The sequence below is a fragment of the Sphingomonas sp. P4_G3 genome, assembly GCF_056401105.1.
In genome coordinates this window covers 475,826-497,070 of sequence record NZ_JBFUJZ010000002.1, presented here as the reverse complement: position 1 = coordinate 497,070, position 21,245 = coordinate 475,826, and the positions used below count along the sequence as shown (strand labels likewise).

The following is a 21,245-nucleotide window of genomic DNA, read 5'->3' as shown; positions in this document are numbered from 1 at the left end:
GTGCCGAAGTAACCAACTAGGAGCGCGCGACCGCACCCCTTCTTCGCGCCTCCGCACCTCCGCGCGAATCAACAAATCACTCCGGTCGCGGCTCTTTCTCGACCTGCCAGGTTTGCCCCTGGCTGAGCAGCTTCTGCAGGTCAGGCTTCTTGCCCTCGCTCGCTTGCTTGTTCTGCGCGATCACCGCGCTGTCGAAGGTCGGGGCGGGATCGTCGTAGAGCACGCCAAGCGCCATCGGGAACGGGCCGAACGGCATCTCGACCAACATGTGAGCCAGGCCGCGATTGGTCTGATCATGGACCGCGACATGCGCACCTTGCCAGTCGCCATCGACGACATCGACCACCTTGAGCACCAGCCGGTCGATATCCATGGTCAGGCCCTTGGTCCCGCCCGCGAACAGTAGCGGCTGGCCGTGCTCGACCCACAATTGGTTGCCCGAGGCGTTGGCCTTTTCGGTGAACGACGCGAACACGTCGTCATTGTAGACGATGCAATTCTGGAAGATTTCGACGAATGCCGCGCCCTGATGCGCATAAGCCGCCTTGAACACCGACGGCAGGTTCTTGTGCACGTCGATCCCGCGCGCAACGAACCGCGCGCCCGATCCCAGCGCGAAGGCGCACGGCTGCGCCGGGCGGTCGACCGAGCCGAACGGCGTCGAGGGGCTGCGCGTCCCGACTCGGCTGGTCGGCGAATATTGGCCCTTGGTCAGGCCGTAGATCTCGTTGTTGAACAGCAGCACCTGGCAATTCAGGTTACGGCGCAGCAAGTGCATCGTGTGGTTGCCGCCGATCGACAGCGCATCACCGTCGCCGGTGATGATCCACACGTCGAGCTCGGGATTGGCGAGCTTGACCCCTGTCGCCACCGCCGGCGCACGGCCGTGGATCGTGTGGAAGCCATAGGTTTCCATGTAATAGGGAAAACGCGACGAGCAGCCGATGCCACTGACGAACACGGTGTTTTCGGGCCGCGCGCCGATTTCCGGCATGGTCCGCTGCACGGCTTTGAGGATCGCATAGTCGCCGCAGCCTGGGCACCAGCGCACTTCCTGGTCGGTTTCCCAGTCTTTGGGCGAGCTCTTCACCACTGGGGGCGTCATGTCGTTCATGCGAGAATTCCTTCGATCGCCGCCTCGATCTCCGCGATACGGAAGGGCTGGCCCGACACTTTGTTGAGCGGCTTGGCATCGACCAGATACTGGTCGCGCAGCACCGTCTTGAGCTGGCCGGTGTTCATCTCTGGTACGAGGATCTTTTCGTAACCCTTGAGCAACGCACCAAGATTTGCTGGCATCGGCCAGATGTGGCGCAGATGAATGTGGCTGACGTCGAGCCCCTTGCGGCGCGCGCGCCTCACCGCCTGGTGGATCGGGCCAAAGGTCGATCCCCAGCCGACCACGACCAGCTTGCCGCCCGGATTGCCCAGCTCGATCGCCTGGTCGGGGATTTTAATCCCGTCGACCTTGGCCTTGCGGATGTCGGTCATCGCCTGGTGGTTGGCGGGGCCGTAATCGATATTGCCGGTGCCCTGCTGCTTCTCGATCCCGCCGATGCGGTGGAGCAAGCCCGGCGTGCCCGGCTTGACCCAGGGACGCGCGAGCTTTTCGTCGCGGGCATAGGCCTGGAACCCGCCCTCCGGCACCGTATCGAGATATTCGACCGGGAACGGCGCATAGTCGCTGACCTCGGGCACTTTCCACGGCTCGGCGGCATTGGCGATATAGCCGTCGGTCAGCACCATCACCGGCGTCATATATTGCGTGGCGATCCGCACCGCCTCGATCGCGACCTCGAACGCGTCCGACGGGCTGCGCGCGGCGATCACCGGCATCGGCGCGTCGCCATTGCGGCCATAGACCGCCTGATAGAGGTCCGATTGCTCGGTTTTGGTCGGCAGTCCGGTCGAGGGTCCGCCGCGCTGAGAATTGATGATCACCAGCGGCAGCTCGGTCATGATCGCAAGCCCCATCGCCTCTCCCTTGAGCGCGATGCCCGGCCCCGACGAGGAAGTGACACCAAGCTGGCCGGCATAAGACGCGCCGATCGCGCTGGCGATCGCGGCGATCTCATCCTCGGCCTGGAAGGTGGTGATGCCGAACTCCTTGAGCCGACTGAGATGGTGCAGGATCGCCGAGGCGGGCGTGATCGGATAGCCGCCGAAGAACATCGGAATGTTGGCGAGCTGCGCACCCGCGACCAGGCCCATCGAAATCGCCTCCGCACCTGTCACGGTGCGGTACAGGCCCGGTTCGGCTGGGGCTGCGGGGACATGATGCTGCTTGAGCGGACCCGAAATCTCCGCGGTCTCGCCGTAAGCATGCCCCGCGTTGAGCGCGGCGATATTGGCTTCCGCCAGTGCCGGAGCCTTGGCGAACTTGTTCTTGAGCCAATCGACCAGCGGCTGGCGGTCGCGGTCGAACATCCAGAGCGCGAGGCCCAGGGTCCACATGTTCTTGCAGCGCAAAGCTTCCTTGTTGCCCAGCCCGAACGGTTTCACCGCCGCCACTGTCAGCGCGGAAATGTCGAAGGCCAGCACTTGCCATTTGGCGAGGCTGCCATCCTCGATCGGGTTGGACTCGTACTTCGCCTTGGCGAGGTTGCGCTCGGTGAATTCGCCGGTGTCAGCTATGATCAGCCCGCCGGTCTTGAGCTCGTTGACATTGGTCTTGAGCGCCGCCGGGTTCATCGCGACCAGCACGTCGAGCGCGTCGCCCGCGGTCTCGATCGAGGTCGACCCGAAATTGATCTGGAACGCCGACACGCCGAACAGCGTGCCCAAGGGCGCGCGGATCTCAGCCGGGAAATCGGGAAAAGTCGACAGATCGTTGCCGGCCAGCGCGGTCGACAGCGTGAACTGTCCCCCGGTCAGCTGCATGCCGTCGCCGGAATCCCCGGCGAAACGGACAACGATCGATTCTGCTTGTGGGTGGGCCGACGCCTCGGTGGGCGTCACTTCGTGGACGGCGGTCGCCATGTCAGCACTAAATCCTGCGGTCTTGTTCGGAGGTCTCTCTAGGCTCGGGGACCCCTTATGGCCAACGTAGATCGGTTACGCTTCCGTGAAAACCGTTCTTTAGCATACCCGCGATGCGAAAACGGCCCGGCGTGCCCTTGGCAGCCGGGTCGTATCGTATCGGATCGGGAATGGCTTAACGGAATTTGCCGCTCAGCTGGATGCCGACGATGCGCGGTTCGTTGAACACCGCCGCCATATAGTTCTCGATCACGCCCTTCAGATTACGCTCGTCGGTCAGGTTGCGCGCGAACACCGCAATCTCCCATTTGTCGCCGGGCGCGGCATAGCCGAGCTTGGCGCCAAGTTCGAAATTACCGTTCGAAGTGAATTCCTTGGTCCGATAGAGCACATACTGAGTGTAGCCCTGGATGTTGAAATCGCCCGCCAGAAACACCTTGCCGTCGCCGACCGGCTGGTCGTAGCGCGCGGTCAGGTTGATATTGTACTGCGGGGCGTTCGGCAGCGGCTCACCGTTGATCTGCGCGAAATAGTTCGCTCCGATCTTGGTCAGCGGATCCTCGACCGTGCAGACCACCACGCCGTTGAGCGCGCAGACCTGTGCATAGACGCGCTTGTCCTTGATCTCGCTGTGCAGCAGGCTGAGGCCCGCCGAGAGCGTCAGGTTGCGCACCGGGCGCCAATCGGCCTCGAACTCGGCGCCATAGGCGACCGCCTTGTCAGCGTTGAACAGCACGCCGTTGCCGTTCGAGTCGTTGCCGTTGAGCTGGATGTCATGCATCCGCCAGGCGAACACCGAGCCGTTGAAGCGCAAAGTGTCGTTGAACAGGCTGGTCTTGAAGCCGACTTCGCCCGAAAGGATCTTCTCCGAGTTCGCCGTGGTGAAGTCCGAGTTGAACACCGCTGAGCGGCCCTGGATGGTCGGGCCACGGAAGCCGGTCGCGACGCGGGCGTAGAAGCTCACGTCGTTGCTGGCTTCGTATAGAGCCGACACATCGAAGCTCGGCTGCGTGTCCGCCAGGCGGACGCGGCGGCGACCGGTATAGGTGCTCACATTCGCGATCGTGTTGGCGGTCTTGAGCAGACGGGTCGTCTTGGTATCGTTGCTCAGTCGGCCGCCCAGCGTGAAGGTCAACTTCGGCGCGACCTTGTAGCTGACCTGGCCGAACACGCCCCAGGACGTGTTGAGATTGCGCAAGCGGACCCAGTTGTTCGGGTTCTGCGCCGCGGTCTTCAAGAAGAAGGCGCGCTGGTAGAAATCGGTCGTATCGGCCGAGTTGAAATAGAGGCCACCGACCTGCCACTTGAAATCGCCGCTATTGGCGCTGGCCAGGCGAAGCTCCTCGGTGAACTGGTCGAGATCGCGGACCTGACCCTGCGATTCGCCGAATCCGTTGGGAACGCCGTTGACCGGGAAATTGGCCGCGGCGCCGCCGTCGGTTTCGCCCCTGCTATAGCCGAACAGCGATTCATAGCCGGAGATCGAGGTCAGCGTGACGCCCCCGAAATCATAGGCCATGTTCACCGACCCGCCATAGGTGGTGTATTCCTGCGGGTTGTTGGCGCCCTCGTCATACGCAACCTGGCTGCGCTTCACGCTGTCGATGATCTGGTTCGATCCCTTCACCAGAGCGGCGCGGCGGAACAGGGTCGCGGTGCCGTCATAGGCGCGGACATGAGCCGAGGTCAGGATCGAGAAGTTGCTCGACGGCTGGAACAGCAACTGCGCGCGGACGTCGCGCTCGTTAAAGCCACCCATCGCCTTCTTCTTGGGCGTGATCGTGCCGTCGGCGCTGGTGCCGGCAAAGGTATTGTCGACCCAATCGTCGCGGTGCTGGTACAGCGCCGACAAGCGGAACGCGACCTTGTCACCGATCAGCGGACCGCCCACGCCGCCGTCGAACGTGACGGTGTTGTAGCTGCCATATGACGCCGAGGCGCGGCCGTTGAAATCGAACGACGGCTTGATCGAGTCGAACTTGATGATACCCGCCGGGGTATTACGTCCGAACAAGGTGCCCTGCGGACCGCGCAGCACTTCGATCTGCGCGTTGTCGAACACCGGGTTCGACTTCATCACGACATGCTCGAGCACGATGTCGTCCTGGATGATCGACACCGGCTGCGACGCGCCGAGATAGAAATCGATATTGCCGAGACCGCGGATATAGAAACGCGGGAAGATGCGGCCCGTCGTGCTTTCGGCGTAGACGCCGGGCACACGGCCAGAGATCGACAGGATGTCGTCGCCGCCAGCCTGGACCGAGCGGAACGCATCGCCATCGACCACGGCGACCGAGACCGGGACCTTGAGCTGGTTTTCCTGGCGGCGGTTGGCGGTGACGACGATCTCGCCGAGCCCGTCATCCTGGGAAGCGCTCGCCGCGGTCGGCGCGGCGGGCGTTTCCTGTGCCGCGGCGGCGCCGCTCCACATCGCGCCCAGCGCAACGCCGGCCAGCAACATTGTGGTCTTGGTCAATCGATTCACGAGCATATCCCCATGCTGAAAATTGGATTCCTCCCCGTCGGACGCACGGCAACACGCGGCGCTCGCAGTGGAGGCCGTGCCGAGGGTGATTATTGGTGCGGGCTGAGTGTCCGACTCCCGCGCCGGTACGGGCGCATTATTTCGCCTTTGTGACGAAAGCACCCCCTGCCGGTCGCGTAATCGCGGCGCCGGTCGAAAAGCCGCTCAGCGTTGCCCGAAAGCCTCACTCTCACGGGCCGCGCCCGCAAACGCCCTGCCCAAGGTGATAATCGCGGCGACGTGGCGGCGCGCGATCGCCAGCACATCGTCGCCATAGCCGCCGCCGACCGTGCTCGCGAGCGGCAGGCCGCGCTCGATCGCCAGTCGCGCGACGAGCTGTTCGCGACGCATCAGGCCCTCATCGCTTAGGTCGAGCCGGCCGAGCCGGTCGCCACCGAACGGATCGACGCCTGCCTGATAAAGGATCATATCGGGCCGCTCGGTATCGAGCATCGGCGCCAGCGTTTCCTCCAGCGCCGCGAGATAGGCATCGTCGCCCACGCCGTCGGGCAGTGCCAGGTCGAGCGTCGAGCGCGCTTTGCGTGCCGGAAAATTCTTCTCGGCATGGATCGAATAGGTCGCGATATCCGGGTGACCGGCGGTCAGCGCGGCGGTGCCGTCGCCCTGGTGCACGTCGCAATCGACGATCAGCACGCGGCGACCCTCGTCCGCCAGCCTGATCGCCGCAATGGCGAGATCGTTGAACACGCAATAGCCCGCGCCGGTATCCGCCAGCGCATGATGGCTGCCGCCCGCGCTGTTGGCGGCGAACCCGCGCTCTAGCGCGAGTTGCGCCGCAAGATAGGTGCCGCCGGGCACGATCTGGGCGCGACGTGCGACAGTCGCATTGACCGGGAACCCGATCCGCCGCTCCTTGGCGCGCGGTACGCGTGCCTCGATCACCTCGGCGACATAATCGGGATCGTGCGCCGCCTCGATCCAGTGCCGCGGCATCGCTTCGGGCTCGAACCAGGCGATCGCATCGCCAGCTTGATGGAGCAAGTCGCGGATCGCGCCGTTCTTGTTCCACTGATAGCCCGATTTGGGCTGTCCCGGCGCAACATAGTCGGGATGATGGACGACCGCGATCATAGGTTTTAGTTAAGGACTGAAATCGACAGAGACCAGTGAGAGGAATAACTGAATGACCGAGCCTTTCGTCCGCCCCGACGTTCGCGGATTCCTCGATTTTCTCAACAATATGCCCGGGCCGAAGATGCACGAGCTCGACGCGGCGACCGCGCGCCAGATGTTCCTGGCAATGAAGGATGTCGGCGATCCGGCCGTGGGCGAACTCGGCACGCTGCTCGACCTCTCCATCCCCGGCCCGGCCGGCGATATCCCGGCGCGCCTCTATGACCCGCGCGCCAGCCGCGAGCCGGGGCCGGCGGTGGTGTTCTTCCATGGTGGAGGGTTCGTGATCGGCGATCTCGATAGCCATGGCAGCTTTACGGCCGAAATGGCGCGTATGCTCGATTTGCCGGTGATCGCGGTCGACTATCGCCTCGCCCCCGAATTCCCCTGGCCCGCCGCGCCGGACGATTGCGAAGCGGCGGCGCGATGGGTCGCGAGCAGCCCAACCGAGCTGGGCCGCTCGATCACGTCGCTGATCTTGTCTGGCGACAGCGCCGGCGGCAATCTGACGATCGTCACCGCCGCCGCGCTGCGCGACCAGGCCGCCAAGGTCCCGGCAATCGCGCAATTGCCCTTCTATCCCGCGACCGACGCCAGCAAGGAATATCCGTCCTATTCCGAATTCTCCGAAGGCTATCTGCTGACGCGGGACAGTATGGAATGGTTCATGGCGGCCTATAAGAGCGAGGCCGACCATATCCGCAGCTCGCCGTTGCTCGGCGACCTGGCCGGCATGCCGCCCGCTGTGGTGGTGACTGCCAGCCTCGATCCGATCCGCGACCAGGGCCGCGCTTATGCCGCCGCACTGGCGCGGGCCGGGGTGCCGGTGGTGTTCCGCGAGGCCAAGGGCAATATCCACGGCTTCATCACCCTGAGGAAAGCGATTCCGTCGAGCGTCGGCGACGTGATGGGCGCGTTCGCAGCACTGAAGGACATTATCACGGAAGCTGAAGGCGAACGCACGATGGCGCAGGCGGCGGAATGAATGGTCGAGACCGTGCGTTGAGCAATTTCTTATGAGCGCCAAGGCCGACCTCCCCTACCGCCCCTGCGCGGGTGTCATGCTGCTCAACCGCGACGGGCTGGCGTTTGCGGGGCAACGGATCGATACGACGATGGAAGCCTGGCAGATGCCGCAGGGCGGGATCGATCCCGGCGAGACCGCGGGACAGGCAGCGATTCGCGAACTCGGCGAAGAGATCGGCGTCGGGCACGACAAGGTCGAGCTGATCGCCCAGGCGCCAGGCGAATTCTATTACGATCTGCCCGACGATCTGGTCGGCAAGGTATGGAAAGGCAAATGGCGCGGGCAACGCCAGACCTGGTTCCTGTATCGCTTCCTGGGCGAGGATCTGGATATCAACCTAGCGACCGAGCACCCCGAGTTCAGCACCTGGCGCTGGGTCGACCCGCACGAGCTTCCCGCGCTGATCGTGCCGTTCAAGCGCAAGCTGTACGAGGACGTAATCGCCGCATTCTCGCCCCATCTGAAGCGCTAGGAACCGTTTCGCAACAATCCCTCAACGGATCGTCGCGTAACGGTTTTAATGGCAGGATCGCTGTATTATGGGGCGCGCCATGCGCCTCCCCCTGCTTCTCGCCACAGCAGCGCCGATGCTGCTCGCCAACACCGACCCGGCCTCTATACCCCCGCAGATCAAGACGATGATCGACGCGGCGATCGCGTCTGGCAACGAAAGCGAAGTGGCGACGATCGTCAAATATGCCGGCACCGCCGCGCCCGACAGCAAGGAAGCGATCGCCAAGCTGGTCGATGACTGGAAAAGAAAGCGTAGCGACGAAAAGACTGCGAAACTGCAAAATGCCAGCTTCTTCGACTTATGGTCGGGGCGCGCCGAGCTTGGCGGGTACATCTCCACCGGCAACAGCAATAGCGAAGGCATTTCGGCTTCGCTTGCGCTGACCCGCGATGGGCTCGATTGGCGTCAGAAATTCAAGGCTCAGCTCGACTATCAGCGCAGCCTGGGCGTCACCTCGCGCGAACATTATCTGGCGGCGTGGGAGCCCAATTGGAAACTCGACGACCGGTCATACATTTACGGATCGGCACAGTTCGAAAGTGACCGCTTCCTCGGTTACACTACTCGCTATTCCGTATCGACCGGAGCGGGCTATAGCGCGCTCAAGGGCAACAGGCTGAAGCTCGATCTCGAACTCGGCCCGGCCTATCGCTCGACCAGCTTCACCGACGGCGAAACCGAACGCAGCATCGCCGCCCGCGGCAGTGTCGATTTCGCCTGGAAACTCTCGCACGGGCTGCAATTGACGCAGAATGCGTCGGCCTATGTCGAGCGCTACAATTCGACGGTTACTGGGACGACCGCGCTCAATGCCAAGGTGCTGGGCCCGCTATCGGCGCAGTTTTCCTACAACGTCCAATATGAAAGCATGCCGCCGGAAGGCCGCGTGACGACCGACCAGATCAGCCGGGCCGGATTGGTCTACGCTTTCTGATCCGTTCCCGGGTCACGGCTTCACCAATCGATCGCGACCGCCTAGAGCGGTGGCATGACGGAGACGACAGAGGCCGCGATCCTCGAGCGCGTGCGCGACGAGCCGATGCTCGATCACACAAGTGCCTGGGCCGCGATCAATAGCGGGACGCGCAATCTCGCAGGCCTGAAGACGATGGCAGCGACGCTGGCTGATGCATATTCGGCGCTGCCCGGAGAGGTGGCGTTGATCGACCCCGCTCCCGCCACCAGCGTCGCTTCGGACGGCAATGTCAGCACGCTCGACCATGGCCGGCATCTCGTCGTCCGCGTACGGCCTGACGCCCCGGTCAGGATGCTGTTCACCGGGCATATGGATACGGTCTATCCGGTCGATCACCCATTCCAGAATCAGACGTTCCTCGATCCCAATACGCTCAACGGCCCCGGCGTCGCCGATATGAAGGGTGGGTTGGCGTTGCTGCTCGCGGCGTTGAAGGCGGTCGAGATATCGCCGCTGGCGAGCCGGATCGGCTATGACGTGATGATCAATTCGGACGAGGAGACCGGGTCGTTCTCGTCCTCCGCGCTGATCGCCGATCTGGCGCACGGCAAGGTCGCCGCCTTGACCTATGAGCCCGCGCTGGCTGACGGCACGCTGGCCGGCGCGCGCGGTGGCACCGGCAATTTCTCGCTCGTCGTCCATGGCAAGAGCGCGCATGCCGGGCGCAATCCCGACGATGGCCGCAATGCGATCGTCGCGGCGAGCGACCTCGCGGTGCGCCTATTTGCGGCGAAGGAAGAAGGGTTGGCGGTCAATCCCGCGCGGATCGAGGGCGGCGGCCCCAACAATGTCGTTCCCGACCTCGCCATCCTGCGGATCAATTTCCGGCCGTCCTCGCCCGAGGCGATCGCCCGCGCGCAGGCCGCGATCGACGCCGCCGTCGCCGAGGTCGGCACTGCGCGCGACGTGAGGATCGAGGCGCATGGCAGCTTCAACCGCCCGCCCAAACCGATCGACGACGGCGCCGCCAAATTGTTCGACCTGGTCAAGCAGGTCGGCGCCGGGCTCGGGCTCGCGATCGGTTGGAAAGCGACCGGTGGCGTGTGCGACGGCAATAACATCGCCGCCGCCGGCGTGCCCGTGGTCGATACGATGGGCGCACGCGGCGGCGCGATCCATTCGGCGGACGAATTCCTGCTGGTCGACAGCCTGGCCGAACGCGCGGCCTTGTCCGCGCTCACCATCATGCGCATCGCCGAAAAGGGGGGATTGTGAATTTCCGTATCCGAGCCGCGAACGACGAGGATCTCGACCATCTCTATGAGATGGCGAAACTGACCGGCGGCGGGTTCACCAACCTGCCCGCCGACCGCCGCGCGCTGCGCCGCCGCCTTGCCCAGAGCAGCACCGCTTTTGGCCGCGCCGATGAGACGCTAGGCGACGATATCTTCGTGTTGATGCTCGAAAATGTCGAGACCGGCGAGGTCCGTGGCACGTGCCAGATGTTCAGCCAAGTCGGGCAGCATCACCCCTTTTACAGCTATCGTATCGGCACGCTGTCGCAGAAGAGCGAGGAGCTCGACCGCACCTTCCGCGCCGAGATGCTGACGCTGTCGACCGACCTGGAAGGTGCAAGCGAAGTTGGCGGGCTGTTCCTTCATCCCGGCGAACGTGCCGGGGGCCTGGGCATGCTGCTCGCACGCAGCCGTTATCTGTTCATCGCGATGCACCGCCCGCGCTTCGCCGACCGCATCCTGGCCGAATTGCGCGGGATCATCGACGAAGCCGGCGGATCGCCCTTCTGGGACGGGCTGGCGGGTCGTTTCTTCGGAATGAATTTCCAGGATGCCGACCGCTTCAACGCCACCCATGGTCACCAATTCATCGCCGACCTCTTCCCCAAGCATCCGATCTATGTCGCGATGCTGACCGAGAGCGCGCGAAGCGTGATCGGGCTGCCCCACCCGTCGGGCCGTGCGGCGATGCGAATGCTGGAAAATGAAGGGTTTGCATTCGAGAATTACATCGACATCTTCGATGGAGGGCCGACCATGACCGCGCGTACCGACAAGGTGCGAAGCATCGCCGAAGCGGTGACGAGCAAGGTGGTCGCGATCGATGACGATGGCGGCGAACGCGCGCTCGCGGCCGCCGGGCATTTGTCGAGCTTCCGCTGCGCCTTCGCTCAATTGCGCACCGCCGCCGGCGGAATCGTGATCGACCGCGCCGGGGCCGCCGCGCTCGGCGTCGGCGAGGGCGACAACGTCACGCATATCGGCCGCTTCTGATGCCGCTGGTCGAGATCAATTTCGATGGCGTGGTCGGCCCGAGCCACAATTATGCCGGCTTGAGCCTGGGCAATCTCGCCGCGACCGGCAATGCCGGCCTGACTTCGCGCCCGCGCGAGGCGGCGCTAGAAGGCGTGGAGAAAATGCGCGCCAATCTCCGGCTCGGTTTGACCCAGGGGCTTCTGCCGCCGCACGACCGGCCCGACGATCGCTGGCTAGCCGCGCTGGCGACCGATTATGCCGCGGCGGCAACCCATTTGAAGGCGCAGGCCTTATCGGCCTCGCCGATGTGGGCGGCGAATGCGGCAACCGTGTCCCCTGCCCCCGACGCGGCTGATGGCCTATGCCATCTGACCGTCGCCAATCTGGTGACGATGGCGCATCGCAGCCACGAATGGCCCGAAACGCTGGTGCAGCTTCGCCTCGCCTTCGCAGATCCGGCGTTCCTGGTGCACCCGCCCGTCCCCGCCCCGTTCGGTGACGAAGGCGCGGCCAACCATATGCGGCTGTGCGAACGCCACGGTGAGCCCGGCGTCGAGATCTTCGTCTATGGCGAAAGCGGCGGCCCTTTTCCCGCTCGCCAGCGCCGCGAAGCGTCGGAGGCGGTTGCGCGCGCGCATCGCCTCGATCCGGCGCGGACCATCTTCGCCCAGCAATCGGTCGAAGCGATCGCCGCCGGCGCCTTTCACAACGACGTCGTCGCGGTCGCCAATCAACGCGTGCTGTTCGCGCACGAACTCGCGTTCGAGGACAAAGCCGGGCTGTACGCGGAGATCGCCTCAAAAGCGCCCTGGGCCGAGATCGTCGAGGTGCCGGCGCATCGAGTCAGCCTGTCCGACGCGATCCAATCCTATCTGTTCAACGCGCAGCTGGTGACGTTACCGGACGGCACGATGGCGCTGATCCTGCCCGGCGAGGCGCGTGGCAATGCCGCGGTCTGGTCCTGGCTCGGCGAGATGATTGCCGGCAACGGGCCGATCCGGCGCCTCGAAGTAGTCGACGTCCGCCAGTCGATGCGCAACGGCGGTGGCCCGGCCTGCCTCAGGCTGCGCGTGGTCTGCGATCCCGCGACGGTCGATCCCCGTTTCTTGGTCGACGAGGCGAAGCTCGATCGCATCGCCGCGGTGATCGAGGCGCATTGGCCCGAGGAGATCGCGATCGCCGAAATTGGCGAGCCGGCATTGCTCGATCGCATTCGCACCGCGCGCCGCGCCTTGCTCGATGCGCTCGGCCTGATCGAGCTTATCGACGGTAAACCGGCCGCCTACTGGGCCGGCCGGTTCTTCACCACGCGATCGAAATAATTGAAAATCGTCGTCCAGACATGGATATCCTTGCCCGCGGCATGGGTCTTGCCGGGGTAGAACATCATTTCGAACGGGCGATTGGTCGCCTGCATCCTCGCGGCGAACGCAGTCGAGTTTTCGAACACGACATTATCGTCGGACATTCCGTGGACCAGCAACAGCGGGTCGTTGATCTTCGGCGCATCGTCGATCGCGTCCGAGGTCGCATAGGCTTTGGCGTCCGCCTTGGGGTTACCCATGTAACGCTCGGTATAGTGCGTGTCGTAGAGTTCCCACTTGGTCACCGGTGCGCCGGCGACGCCACCGGCATAGACGCCCGGATTGGCCTCGAGCATCTTCAAGGTCATGTAGCCGCCATACGACCAGCCATAGATGCCGATCCGATCGGGATCGACATAGGCCTGCTGCTTGAGCCACTTGGCGCCGGCCAGTTGGTCCTGGACCTCGATCGATCCCATCGCGCGATAAATCTTGTCCTCGAACGTCTTGCCGCGATTGGGCGAGCCGCGATTGTCGAGCTGGAAGAAGATATAGCCCTTGCTCACGATCAATTGCTCGAGCGGGCTTTCCCAGCCGCGCGTCACGGTCTGGCTGTGCGGGCCGCCATAATGCTGGAAGAACACCGGGTAGCGTTTGCCCGGCTCCATCTGCGGGGTGATCATCTCGTAATAGAGATCGGTGCCGTCGGCCGCCTTGATCGTGCCGAACGTCCGCTGCCGATGCTGCCCGAGATACGGGTAATAAGGATGCCCCGGCTTGACCGCATTCTCATTGATCCAGCCAAGTTTCTTGCCGCCGGTATCGGCGAGATAGGTCTGCGGCGGCTGGTTCGGGTTCGAGCGCGTGACGATCAGTCGCGTCGCGGCGTCATCCATCACCGCCTTGTTGGTCCAGCCGCGTTCGGTCAGCCGTGTCACCGCATTGGGATGGGCGATATCGACCGCATAGAGCTGTTGCTCCAGCACATCGTCCTTGTTCGCCATGAAATAAAGCCGGCCACGCGCCTCATCGACGCCGACCAGGTCGGTGACTTGCCACGCCCCCTTGGTCAGCTGCGTCCACTTGCCCTTGGCGAAGCGATAGAGGTGCCCGAAGCCGTCGCGTTCGGACCACCAGATCAGGCTGCCGTCCTTCATCGCGTGGTAATTGTCGCTGAGATTGACCCAGCTGTCGGGCCCCGACTTCTCGCTGAACCAGGTTTTGGCCTTACCCGTCGCCGGATCGACCGCGAGCATGTCGAGTTCGGACTGGGCGCGATTTTGGCGCTGGACGAGCAATGTCTTGCCGTCGGGCGTCCAGTCGACCCGAGTGAGATAGATATCGGGGTCGTTCCCCAGGTCGACCTTGACCTTGCCGCCTGTCGCCGGGTCGACGACGTAGAGCGCGACCTGGACGTTGGGCGTGCCGGCCGAGGGATAGCGCTGGTCGAACACCTTGGTGCCCTCGGCGCCGATCGCGGCACGGGTAACGACGCCGACCGGCGCCTCATCGAAGCGTTCGACCGCGACCAATCGGTCGCCCGGCGCCCACCAATAGCCGGTGTCGCGATCCATTTCCTCTTGCGCGACGAATTCAGCCTCGCCCCAATGCACGGTACCGCCGCCATCCGTCGTCAGCGCCTTGGCCGCACCGCCCCCGAGTGGCTGAACGAACAGATTCTGGTCGCGAACGAAGCTGACGAAACCGCCCGCGGGGCTGATCACCGGGTTGAGCTCGCCGCCCGGGGTGTTGGTCAGGCGCTCGACCTTGCCATCCAGGTGCGCGAGATAGAGGTCGCCGTCGAGCGGGACCAGGATCGACTTGCCGTCGGGCGCCCAGTCATAAGCGACGATGCCCTTGTCGCCGGCGATGCGCGCGCGTTCGCGCTGCATCTTCTCCGCCTCGGACAATTCCGCACCGGTGCCGACTTTCTTCGAATCGACCAGCATCCGTTCCTCGCCGGTCGTGGTATCACGCGCCCAGAGGTCGAAACGGTTCTTCTCGTCGGCCCTGGGCTTGAGCAACGTCAGCAATTTGCCGTCGGGCGAGAGCTTCATCGCACGCGGCTGCGATCCGGACAGATCGGGGCTAGCGAACACCCGATCGAGCGTCAGCGTGCGCTGCGCATCGTCAGCAGCCATGGCATGCGTCCCGATCGCGAGCGCCGCCGCCAGCCCGATCATTCCACCGGTCAACCATGTCCGCATGTCCTTCGCGACTCCCGCATCGCCCGGCTGATCGCCGGCGTTGCCGCGGCTTATCGCGGGACCGGAACGTTCCGTAAAGGGCTGCGCGTCGATCGATATCCCTCTTGACCTCAACTATAGTTGAGGAACTATCTCACCGCGCACGAGCAGATTCAGTCGAAAGGATATATCCATGCCCGGCGCTTTCATCGAGCACGTCAACATCACCGTTCGCGATCCGGCGCTCAGCGCGAAGCTGATGCACGATCTGTTCGGATGGACCATTCGCTGGCAGGGCCCGTCGCTCAATGGCGGCCACACGATCCATGTCGGCGACGACCAATTCTACCTGGCGCTATACACCAGCCAGGGCGCGGAAACGCCCGACGACGCCTTTCGCAAGGGCCGCCCGCTCAACCATGTCGGCATCGTCGTCGACGATCTCGACGATGCCGAACGCCGCGTCGTCGCCGCGGGGCTCGAGCCGTTCAGTCATGGCGATTACGAGCCGGGCCGGCGGTTCTACTTCTACGACTATGACGGCACCGAGTTCGAGCTGGTCAGTTACCGCTGACGCCGACGCGCCTCCCGCCTCCCCGACCTTCGCCGCGGAGGTGGGAAAATTACGAAGCGCTCCAGCGGAAACAGCCCTTCAAATGGTCGTCGACCAGCCCACAGGCTTGCATCCAGGCATAGACGATCACCGGGCCGACGAACTTGAACCCGCGTTTGCGGAGTTGTTTCGAGACTTCCTCGGACAATTCGGTTTTCGCCGGCAGGTGTACACCGTCGCCCTTGAGCGGTTCGCCATCGACGAACGACCAGCAGAAGTCGGCGAAATCCTCGCCGGCATCGCGCATCGCCAGATAGGCACGCGCATTGCCGATCGTCGCCTCGATCTTGGCGCGCGAGCGGATGATCCGCGCGTCGCCGAGCAGCCGCTCGACATCGGACGCGTCGAACCGGGCGACCTTTTCCGGGTCGAAGCCCGCGAATACCTCGCGAAACGCGTCACGCTTCTTGAGGATGGTCGACCAGGACAGGCCCGCCTGAAAGCCGTCGAGTTGCAGCTTTTCCCATAAGGCCCGTCCGTCGCGTTCGGGCACGCCCCATTCGGTGTCGTGATACGCTTGCATCTGCGGATCGGCGCCCGCCCAGGGACAACGGTTGGTCATTCACGCGAGATAGCGCGCGGCGACGCGCTTAGCGATCCCGCAAGCTATACCGGCCGCAACCCATTTGCATTGCGCTATCGAAAACCGGCCAGCAGGATCGGCGTCGTTCGCGCGAAAGAGCAAGGAAGATCGCCATGTCCCGCTGGATCCCCGCTTGTCTACTGCTCGCCATCGCCGCGGCCGTCAGCCCGGCGGCGGCTAGCGAGCGCGCGTTCGACAAGGCGTTGACCGACTTTGGTGCGCTCCACCGAGCCGAAATCAAGCGCGCGGGCATCGTCGGCAGCAGCTTCTACGTCGTGCGCGACGGTCGTGTCGTCGTTGCCGATCATCTCGGCGATCAGGACGCCGATGCCAAGGTACCGGTGGACGCGCAGACCATCTATCATTGGGCGTCGATCACCAAAACGATGACCGGAATCGCGATCATGCAATTGCGCGATCGCGGCTTGCTCAGGCTCGACGACCCGATCGTCCGCTACGTCCCCGAGCTTGCCGGCGTGCACAATCCGTTCGGCGATACCGGCGCGATCACCATTCGGCAGCTGATGAGCCACAGCGCCGGCTTTGGCGGCGCGACCTGGCGCTGGCGCGACCGCGACTGGCAGCCGTTCGAGCCGCCGCGCTGGGAGCAGCTCAAGGCGATGATCCCCTATACCGAGGTCAAGTTCAAACCCGGCAGCCGGTTCAGCTATTCCAATCCCGGCATCGTCTATCTCGGCCAGGTGATCGAGCGCCTGTCGGGGGAGGATTTCGAAGTCTATATCGACAAGAACATCCTCCGGCCGCTCGGCATGTTTTCGAGCTATTTCGACCGCACGCCGCTTTATCTGCTGCCGCACCGGACGCACAGTTATTACATCCGCAATGGCAAGCGGGTCGAGGCGCCGTTCGACGTCGATACCGGCGTGACCGTATCCAATGGCGGGCTCAATTCGTCGCTGCCCGATATGGCGAAATATGTCGCCTTCCTGCTCGGCGATCCGGCGCGCCAGGGCGAATATGATGTGGTGCTCAAGCGGTCCTCGCTCGAGGAAATGTGGAAGCCGCAAATCTCGGCGGGCGAGGATTATACCCAGGGGCGGATGGCCAAGACGACCTGGAGCGGGCTGTCCTTCTTTCTCGACCAGACCGACGGTATCCGCATCGTCGGCCATAATGGCGACCAGAATGGGTTTCGCGCTTATCTGAGCCTGTGCCCCGACCAGCACATGGGAAGCTTGCTCACGTTCAATACCGAAACGCGCGAGGTGGAGAACGATCCCGGCAATCGCGACATGCCGGAATCGCGGATTGCGCTGGCGACGGACAGTCTGTGCAAGGCTGTGGCAGCGGCGGGTCGTTAAATCCTCCCCGTTTACGGGGAGGGGGACCAAGACGCGCAGCGGCTTGGTGGAGCGGGCGCGCCACAAGCGATATAGGTGCGGAGGGCCCCCTCCACCACCGCCTTCGGCGGCGGTCCCCCTCCCCGTGCCGGGGAGGATTTTGCCTATCGCGCCCTCAACAGCTTCCCCGAAAACCCAACCCTTTTCCCGCCCTCGAACGCCCGCTGGCCGTTCACCATCACCAGGTCGAACCCCTCGGCCATCGCGAAGGGATCGACATAGGTCGATCGCGCTTTGACCTTATTCGGATCGAACAGGACGAGATCGGCCTTCGCCCCAGCCCGCACCACGCCGCGATCTGACAGGCGCAGCGTCTGGGCGGGAAAGCCGGTTGCCTTGCGGACCATTTCCTCGATCGTCAGTTTCTTGTCGCGAACGACATATTCCTCGACCAATTTGGCGTAGGTGCCGGTCGCGCGCGGGTGCCGCATGCCAGGGCCGCCATCGGTCGAGAACGAGACGTTAGGATCGACCAGCAAGGTATCCTGCAACACCTTGTCCATCGTGAAATGCGCGCCTGATCCGCCGTCCGGCCCGAGTTTGATGAGCAGGTCGGCGTAGTGCATCCCCTCCCGCTGCGCCGCCTGGGCCAGGGTCCTGCCGGCATATGGCGCGGTGCCGATCAGCAACGCCTCCGGTCCGCCGCGCCGCGTCATCCGAGCGATCAGATAATCACGCAATTCCTGCCGTCGCCGTGCCAGAACAGCGGCATAATCGGTCGGCGGCAGCGCCCATTTCGGAAACAGGATCGCGATCCCGGTATAGCCGGCCTCATAAGGATATTCGTCGGCGGTGAGATCGATCCCGCGGCGGCGGAAATCGGCGACGAACGCGAGCAACTCGCGGCCGCGCTTCTCGCCTTTGCCGAACACCGACTTGAAGTGCGAGATATGCGGCCGCGCGGGCAGCGACGAGGCAACCAGTTCGTTGATCGACGCCTCGATCTCGTCATCATTCTCCGACCGCATATGGCTCATGCAGACGCCGCCATAGCGCGCGACGACCTTGCCGAGATTGCTTAGCTCGGGCGTCTCCGAATAGATTCCGGGCACATATTCAAGGCCGTAGGAAATTCCGAACGCGCCCATCCGCAGTTCGGAATCGAGTTGCGCCGCCATCCGATCGAGTCCGGCCGCATCGGGACGGCGCACCGAATCCGCCACACCGGCCGCGCGTCGTAATGTGCCATGGCCGGCCAGCAGCGCGACGTTGATATCGATCCGAGCGCTATCGACGGCCTGCATCCAGCTTCTAGGGTCGAGGTCCTTGCCGACCCTGGGGCCTTCGCCGTCTTGGCCGAGGGTAACGGTGGTGACGCCCATCGCCAGGAACGTCTCGTAGGAATCGTGCAGCGGATCGCCATGGCTGTGCATGTCGATAAACCCGGGGGCGAGCACCCTGCCCTCGCCCGCGACAACCTGCGCTTTCGACCCAAGCGCTTTACCGCTCGCCGGCAGGATCCGCGCGATCCGGTCGCCGGTTACGAGCACATTGGCGAGACGCCCCGGTGCCCCGGTCCCATCGACCAGCATGACCTCGCGAAACAGCGTCGCTGGTTCATCCAGAGCTGCGGCGCAAACCGCCCAGTTCGCCAATCCTCCGGCCGCGACCGCTCCGCCGATCAGCTGCCGCCGCGTCAGGCGCTGGGACATGGGCTCTCCCTCTCTCATTCTCGATCCCGAGAGGGCAGACTAATCGCGATCTCCTCGTTTCCGCCATAGATTGAAAGGGAGCAGCCATAGCCCGCCGGCATAGGCGTTAGACCGCCTCGCCGCGCGTCAGCGCAAAAAAGGCGCGGAGGATGACCTCCGCGCCCTTTCTGTTTCTCGCGAGACTTCGTCGCTTACGCGGCGTTGTCGCCACGCGTGTCGCGGCGCTCGGCGATACGCGCCGACTTGCCGGTACGACCGCGCAGATAATAGAGCTTGGCACGACGCACCGCGCCCTTGCGGACCACTTCGATGCTGTCGATGTTCGGCGAATAGAGCGGGAAGACGCGCTCGACGCCCTCACCGAACGAAATCTTGCGCACGGTGAAGTTGCTGCCCATGCCCTTGTTCGAACGCGCGATGCACACGCCTTCGTAATTCTGGACGCGGGTGCGTTCGCCTTCGACCACCTTCACGCCGACCCGCAGCGTGTCGCCGGGGCGGAATTCCGGAATCTTCTTGGCCTCTACGAACTTCGCAATGTTCTCGGCCTCGAGTTGCTGGATGATGTTCATCTCAGTCGTCCTTCTTTCGTCGCCGCGCGCCAGAGGGAGGCTGGACCCGAGCGCCCTCGTGGCGCTCCCAAAGATCCGGTCTCCGTAACCGTGTATCTGCCTCGGCCATCGACTTTCGCCAGGCCGCGATCTTCGCATGATCCCCCGATCGCAGCACTTCGGGGATCGTGCGCCCTTCCCATTCAACAGGTCGGGTATAATGCGGATATTCGAGAAGGCCGCTTTCGAAGCTCTCTTCATCTCCGCTGGAAGGCGCGCCCATTACGCCGGGAAGCAGCCGAATGCAAGCGTCCAGCAGCACCAGCGCCGCCATCTCTCCGCCCGACAGGACATAGTCGCCGATCGACACCTGTTCGACTGGCCGTGCGTCGAACAATCGTTCGTCGAATCCCTCGAACCGCCCGCACAGCACGATGGCGCCGGGACCGGCCGCAAGATCGCGAACACGCTCTTGAGTGAGCGGCCTCCCCCGCGGCGTCATCGCCAGGATCGGCCGCCCGTCCGCCACGCTGTCCAACGCGCTCGCCACCACATCGACGCGGAGCACCATCCCCGCACCGCCACCGGCCGGCGTTTCGTCCACCGTACGATGCTTGTCGATTGCGAAGTCGCGAATGTTGACCGCGTCGAGGCTCCATTTTCCCTCGCCCAGCGCGCGTCCCGCCAGCGACGTGCCGAGCGGGCCCGGGAACATGTCAGGATAGAGAGTGAGGACGGTGGCGGCGAACGTCATGCCATCCGCCCCGTTCTGAGCGCGATGGCCCAATCGTAGCTGCCGTTCATTTCCGCGCGCCGGGCGGCGCCCTCGTGATCATAGTCAATCGCCCGGAGCGTTACCGCCGTTCGATCGACAATGGCATAGCGCGCGCAAGGATCGCCTACCTCCACGCGATAGGCGACCGGATGATCATCATCATAGGCCTGCAGCCCGACCGAGCCGGGATTGGCGATGGTCCGGCCGTCTTCCAACGTCACGATACGTGGCACGTGGGTATGCCCGCACAGGATCAACGCTTCGCCGCGATCCGCCGCTCGCTCCGATGTCTCTGCCTCGGTCGCTTCGCGGGCCGCGCCGCCATCGACGGTATGGAGGAAATGTTCGACGTCATCGGTCGGTGTGCCGTGGCACAGCAGCACATCCGGCGACAATTGCAGCGTCGGCGGCAGGCTTGCCAGCCATTGGAGGTGCCGGTCGTTCAGGGCATCGCTGGCAAAAGCGTCGCTCGCGCCCATCCGCGCGCGGTCGATGGTCAGCAATTGGCGCTCATGATTGCCTGCGATCGTCGGCCAGACACGCTCGATCAGGAGATCGGCGGTTTCCGCTGGCCAGAGCGGCCCGGACAGAGAGTCGCCGAGATTGACGAATCCGGTGCAGCCTTGCGCCTCGGCATCGGCGATCACAGCCTCCAATGCGGCCAGATTGCCATGGATATCAGTCAGCACCGCCAGCCGGGTCATGCGCACCTCGCGTAACCGAAGGTAGCAGGCGTAAAGAGAGGAAAATCGGCGAGCGTCATCTATCGACCATTGCCTGCGCCGTCCGAGACGGCAAGGGGCGCCTCATCCGCCGGCACGAAAAGGGCTGCGTACAGAAATGCGTGATCACG

18 protein-coding genes are annotated in these 21,245 nt (G+C 64.0%); 8 read left to right on the top strand and 10 right to left on the bottom strand.

Annotation, left to right across the window (positions count from 1 at the left end; genetic code table 11):
• Positions 1-76: 76 nt before the first annotated feature.
• From AC1DQQ_RS07945 to AC1DQQ_RS07930, 4 genes are all read right to left on the bottom strand, one after another.
• Positions 77-1,114 carry a 2-oxoacid:ferredoxin oxidoreductase subunit beta gene (locus AC1DQQ_RS07945; protein WP_478029077.1) on the bottom strand — a complete coding sequence of 346 codons (1,038 nt, stop codon included), beginning with the start codon at positions 1,112-1,114 and terminating at the stop codon, positions 77-79.
• Positions 1,111-2,979 (bottom strand): 2-oxoacid:acceptor oxidoreductase subunit alpha, encoded by a 1,869-nt coding sequence (locus tag AC1DQQ_RS07940; RefSeq protein WP_478029078.1) that lies wholly within the window; start codon positions 2,977-2,979, stop codon positions 1,111-1,113. The genes AC1DQQ_RS07945 and AC1DQQ_RS07940 overlap by 4 nt, the downstream gene beginning before the upstream one ends.
• A 175-nt stretch (positions 2,980-3,154) precedes the next feature.
• Positions 3,155-5,473, bottom strand: a complete 2,319-nt coding sequence (locus AC1DQQ_RS07935) for a TonB-dependent receptor (RefSeq protein ID WP_478041595.1) — start codon at positions 5,471-5,473, stop codon at positions 3,155-3,157.
• Between the two features lie 198 nt (positions 5,474-5,671).
• Positions 5,672-6,598 (bottom strand): histone deacetylase family protein, encoded by a 927-nt coding sequence (locus AC1DQQ_RS07930; RefSeq protein ID WP_478044779.1) that lies wholly within the window; start codon positions 6,596-6,598, stop codon positions 5,672-5,674.
• Positions 6,599-6,650: 52 nt separating this feature from the next.
• Between AC1DQQ_RS07930 and AC1DQQ_RS07925 the strand changes: the two genes are divergently transcribed.
• The 6 genes from AC1DQQ_RS07925 to AC1DQQ_RS07900 all read left to right on the top strand — a co-directional run bounded on the left by AC1DQQ_RS07925 (position 6,651) and on the right by AC1DQQ_RS07900 (position 12,689).
• A complete protein-coding gene (locus tag AC1DQQ_RS07925; protein WP_478044778.1) occupies positions 6,651-7,625 on the top strand; it encodes an alpha/beta hydrolase in 975 nt (324 codons plus the stop codon).
• A 31-nt stretch (positions 7,626-7,656) separates the two neighbouring features.
• Positions 7,657-8,139: an RNA pyrophosphohydrolase gene (locus tag AC1DQQ_RS07920; protein WP_478044777.1), complete on the top strand. Its 483-nt coding sequence runs from the start codon at positions 7,657-7,659 to the stop codon at positions 8,137-8,139.
• Between the two features lie 79 nt (positions 8,140-8,218).
• Positions 8,219-9,115 (top strand): DUF481 domain-containing protein, encoded by an 897-nt coding sequence (locus AC1DQQ_RS07915; RefSeq protein ID WP_478029083.1) that lies wholly within the window; start codon positions 8,219-8,221, stop codon positions 9,113-9,115.
• A gap of 54 nt (positions 9,116-9,169) precedes the next feature.
• Complete coding sequence (locus AC1DQQ_RS07910) at positions 9,170-10,372, top strand: hydrolase (RefSeq protein WP_478029084.1); 1,203 nt, start codon at positions 9,170-9,172, stop codon at positions 10,370-10,372.
• Complete coding sequence (locus AC1DQQ_RS07905) at positions 10,369-11,385, top strand: arginine N-succinyltransferase (RefSeq protein WP_478029085.1); 1,017 nt, start codon at positions 10,369-10,371, stop codon at positions 11,383-11,385. The genes AC1DQQ_RS07910 and AC1DQQ_RS07905 overlap by 4 nt, the downstream gene beginning before the upstream one ends.
• Positions 11,385-12,689, top strand: coding sequence for an N-succinylarginine dihydrolase (locus AC1DQQ_RS07900; RefSeq protein ID WP_478044776.1), 1,305 nt, complete (start codon positions 11,385-11,387; stop codon positions 12,687-12,689). The genes AC1DQQ_RS07905 and AC1DQQ_RS07900 overlap by 1 nt, the downstream gene beginning before the upstream one ends.
• On the opposite strand, the gene AC1DQQ_RS07895 is transcribed toward AC1DQQ_RS07900, so the two are convergent.
• Positions 12,650-14,854, bottom strand: a complete 2,205-nt coding sequence (locus AC1DQQ_RS07895) for a S9 family peptidase (protein WP_478044816.1) — start codon at positions 14,852-14,854, stop codon at positions 12,650-12,652. The genes AC1DQQ_RS07900 and AC1DQQ_RS07895 overlap by 40 nt on opposite strands.
• 196 nt (positions 14,855-15,050) lie before the next feature.
• Here AC1DQQ_RS07895 and AC1DQQ_RS07890 point away from each other — a divergent pair, with 196 nt between their 5' ends.
• On the top strand, positions 15,051-15,431 hold the full coding sequence (locus tag AC1DQQ_RS07890; RefSeq protein WP_478044775.1) for a VOC family protein: 381 nt from the start codon (positions 15,051-15,053) through the stop codon (positions 15,429-15,431).
• 49 nt (positions 15,432-15,480) lie between these two features.
• Here the strand turns inward: AC1DQQ_RS07890 and AC1DQQ_RS07885 are convergent, their stop codons facing one another.
• Positions 15,481-16,032 carry a DNA-3-methyladenine glycosylase I gene (locus AC1DQQ_RS07885; protein WP_478044774.1) on the bottom strand — a complete coding sequence of 184 codons (552 nt, stop codon included), beginning with the start codon at positions 16,030-16,032 and terminating at the stop codon, positions 15,481-15,483.
• 134 nt (positions 16,033-16,166) lie between these two features.
• Here AC1DQQ_RS07885 and AC1DQQ_RS07880 point away from each other — a divergent pair, with 134 nt between their 5' ends.
• On the top strand, positions 16,167-17,375 hold the full coding sequence (locus AC1DQQ_RS07880; protein WP_478044773.1) for a serine hydrolase domain-containing protein: 1,209 nt from the start codon (positions 16,167-16,169) through the stop codon (positions 17,373-17,375).
• A 143-nt stretch (positions 17,376-17,518) separates the two neighbouring features.
• On the opposite strand, the gene AC1DQQ_RS07875 is transcribed toward AC1DQQ_RS07880, so the two are convergent.
• The 4 genes from AC1DQQ_RS07875 to AC1DQQ_RS07860 all read right to left on the bottom strand — a co-directional run bounded on the left by AC1DQQ_RS07875 (position 17,519) and on the right by AC1DQQ_RS07860 (position 21,096).
• Positions 17,519-19,066, bottom strand: coding sequence for an N-acyl-D-amino-acid deacylase family protein (locus tag AC1DQQ_RS07875; protein ID WP_478041600.1), 1,548 nt, complete (start codon positions 19,064-19,066; stop codon positions 17,519-17,521).
• 191 nt (positions 19,067-19,257) lie between these two features.
• Positions 19,258-19,638, bottom strand: coding sequence for a 50S ribosomal protein L19 (gene rplS, locus AC1DQQ_RS07870; RefSeq protein ID WP_066806226.1), 381 nt, complete (start codon positions 19,636-19,638; stop codon positions 19,258-19,260).
• Between the two features lies 1 nt (position 19,639).
• Entirely contained in the window at positions 19,640-20,371 is a 732-nt protein-coding gene (gene trmD, locus AC1DQQ_RS07865; protein ID WP_478041601.1) for a tRNA (guanosine(37)-N1)-methyltransferase TrmD, read from the bottom strand.
• Complete coding sequence (locus AC1DQQ_RS07860; protein ID WP_478041602.1) at positions 20,368-21,096, bottom strand: metallophosphoesterase family protein; 729 nt, start codon at positions 21,094-21,096, stop codon at positions 20,368-20,370. Before AC1DQQ_RS07860 ends, trmD begins: the two co-directional genes overlap by 4 nt.
• Positions 21,097-21,245 lie beyond the last annotated feature (149 nt).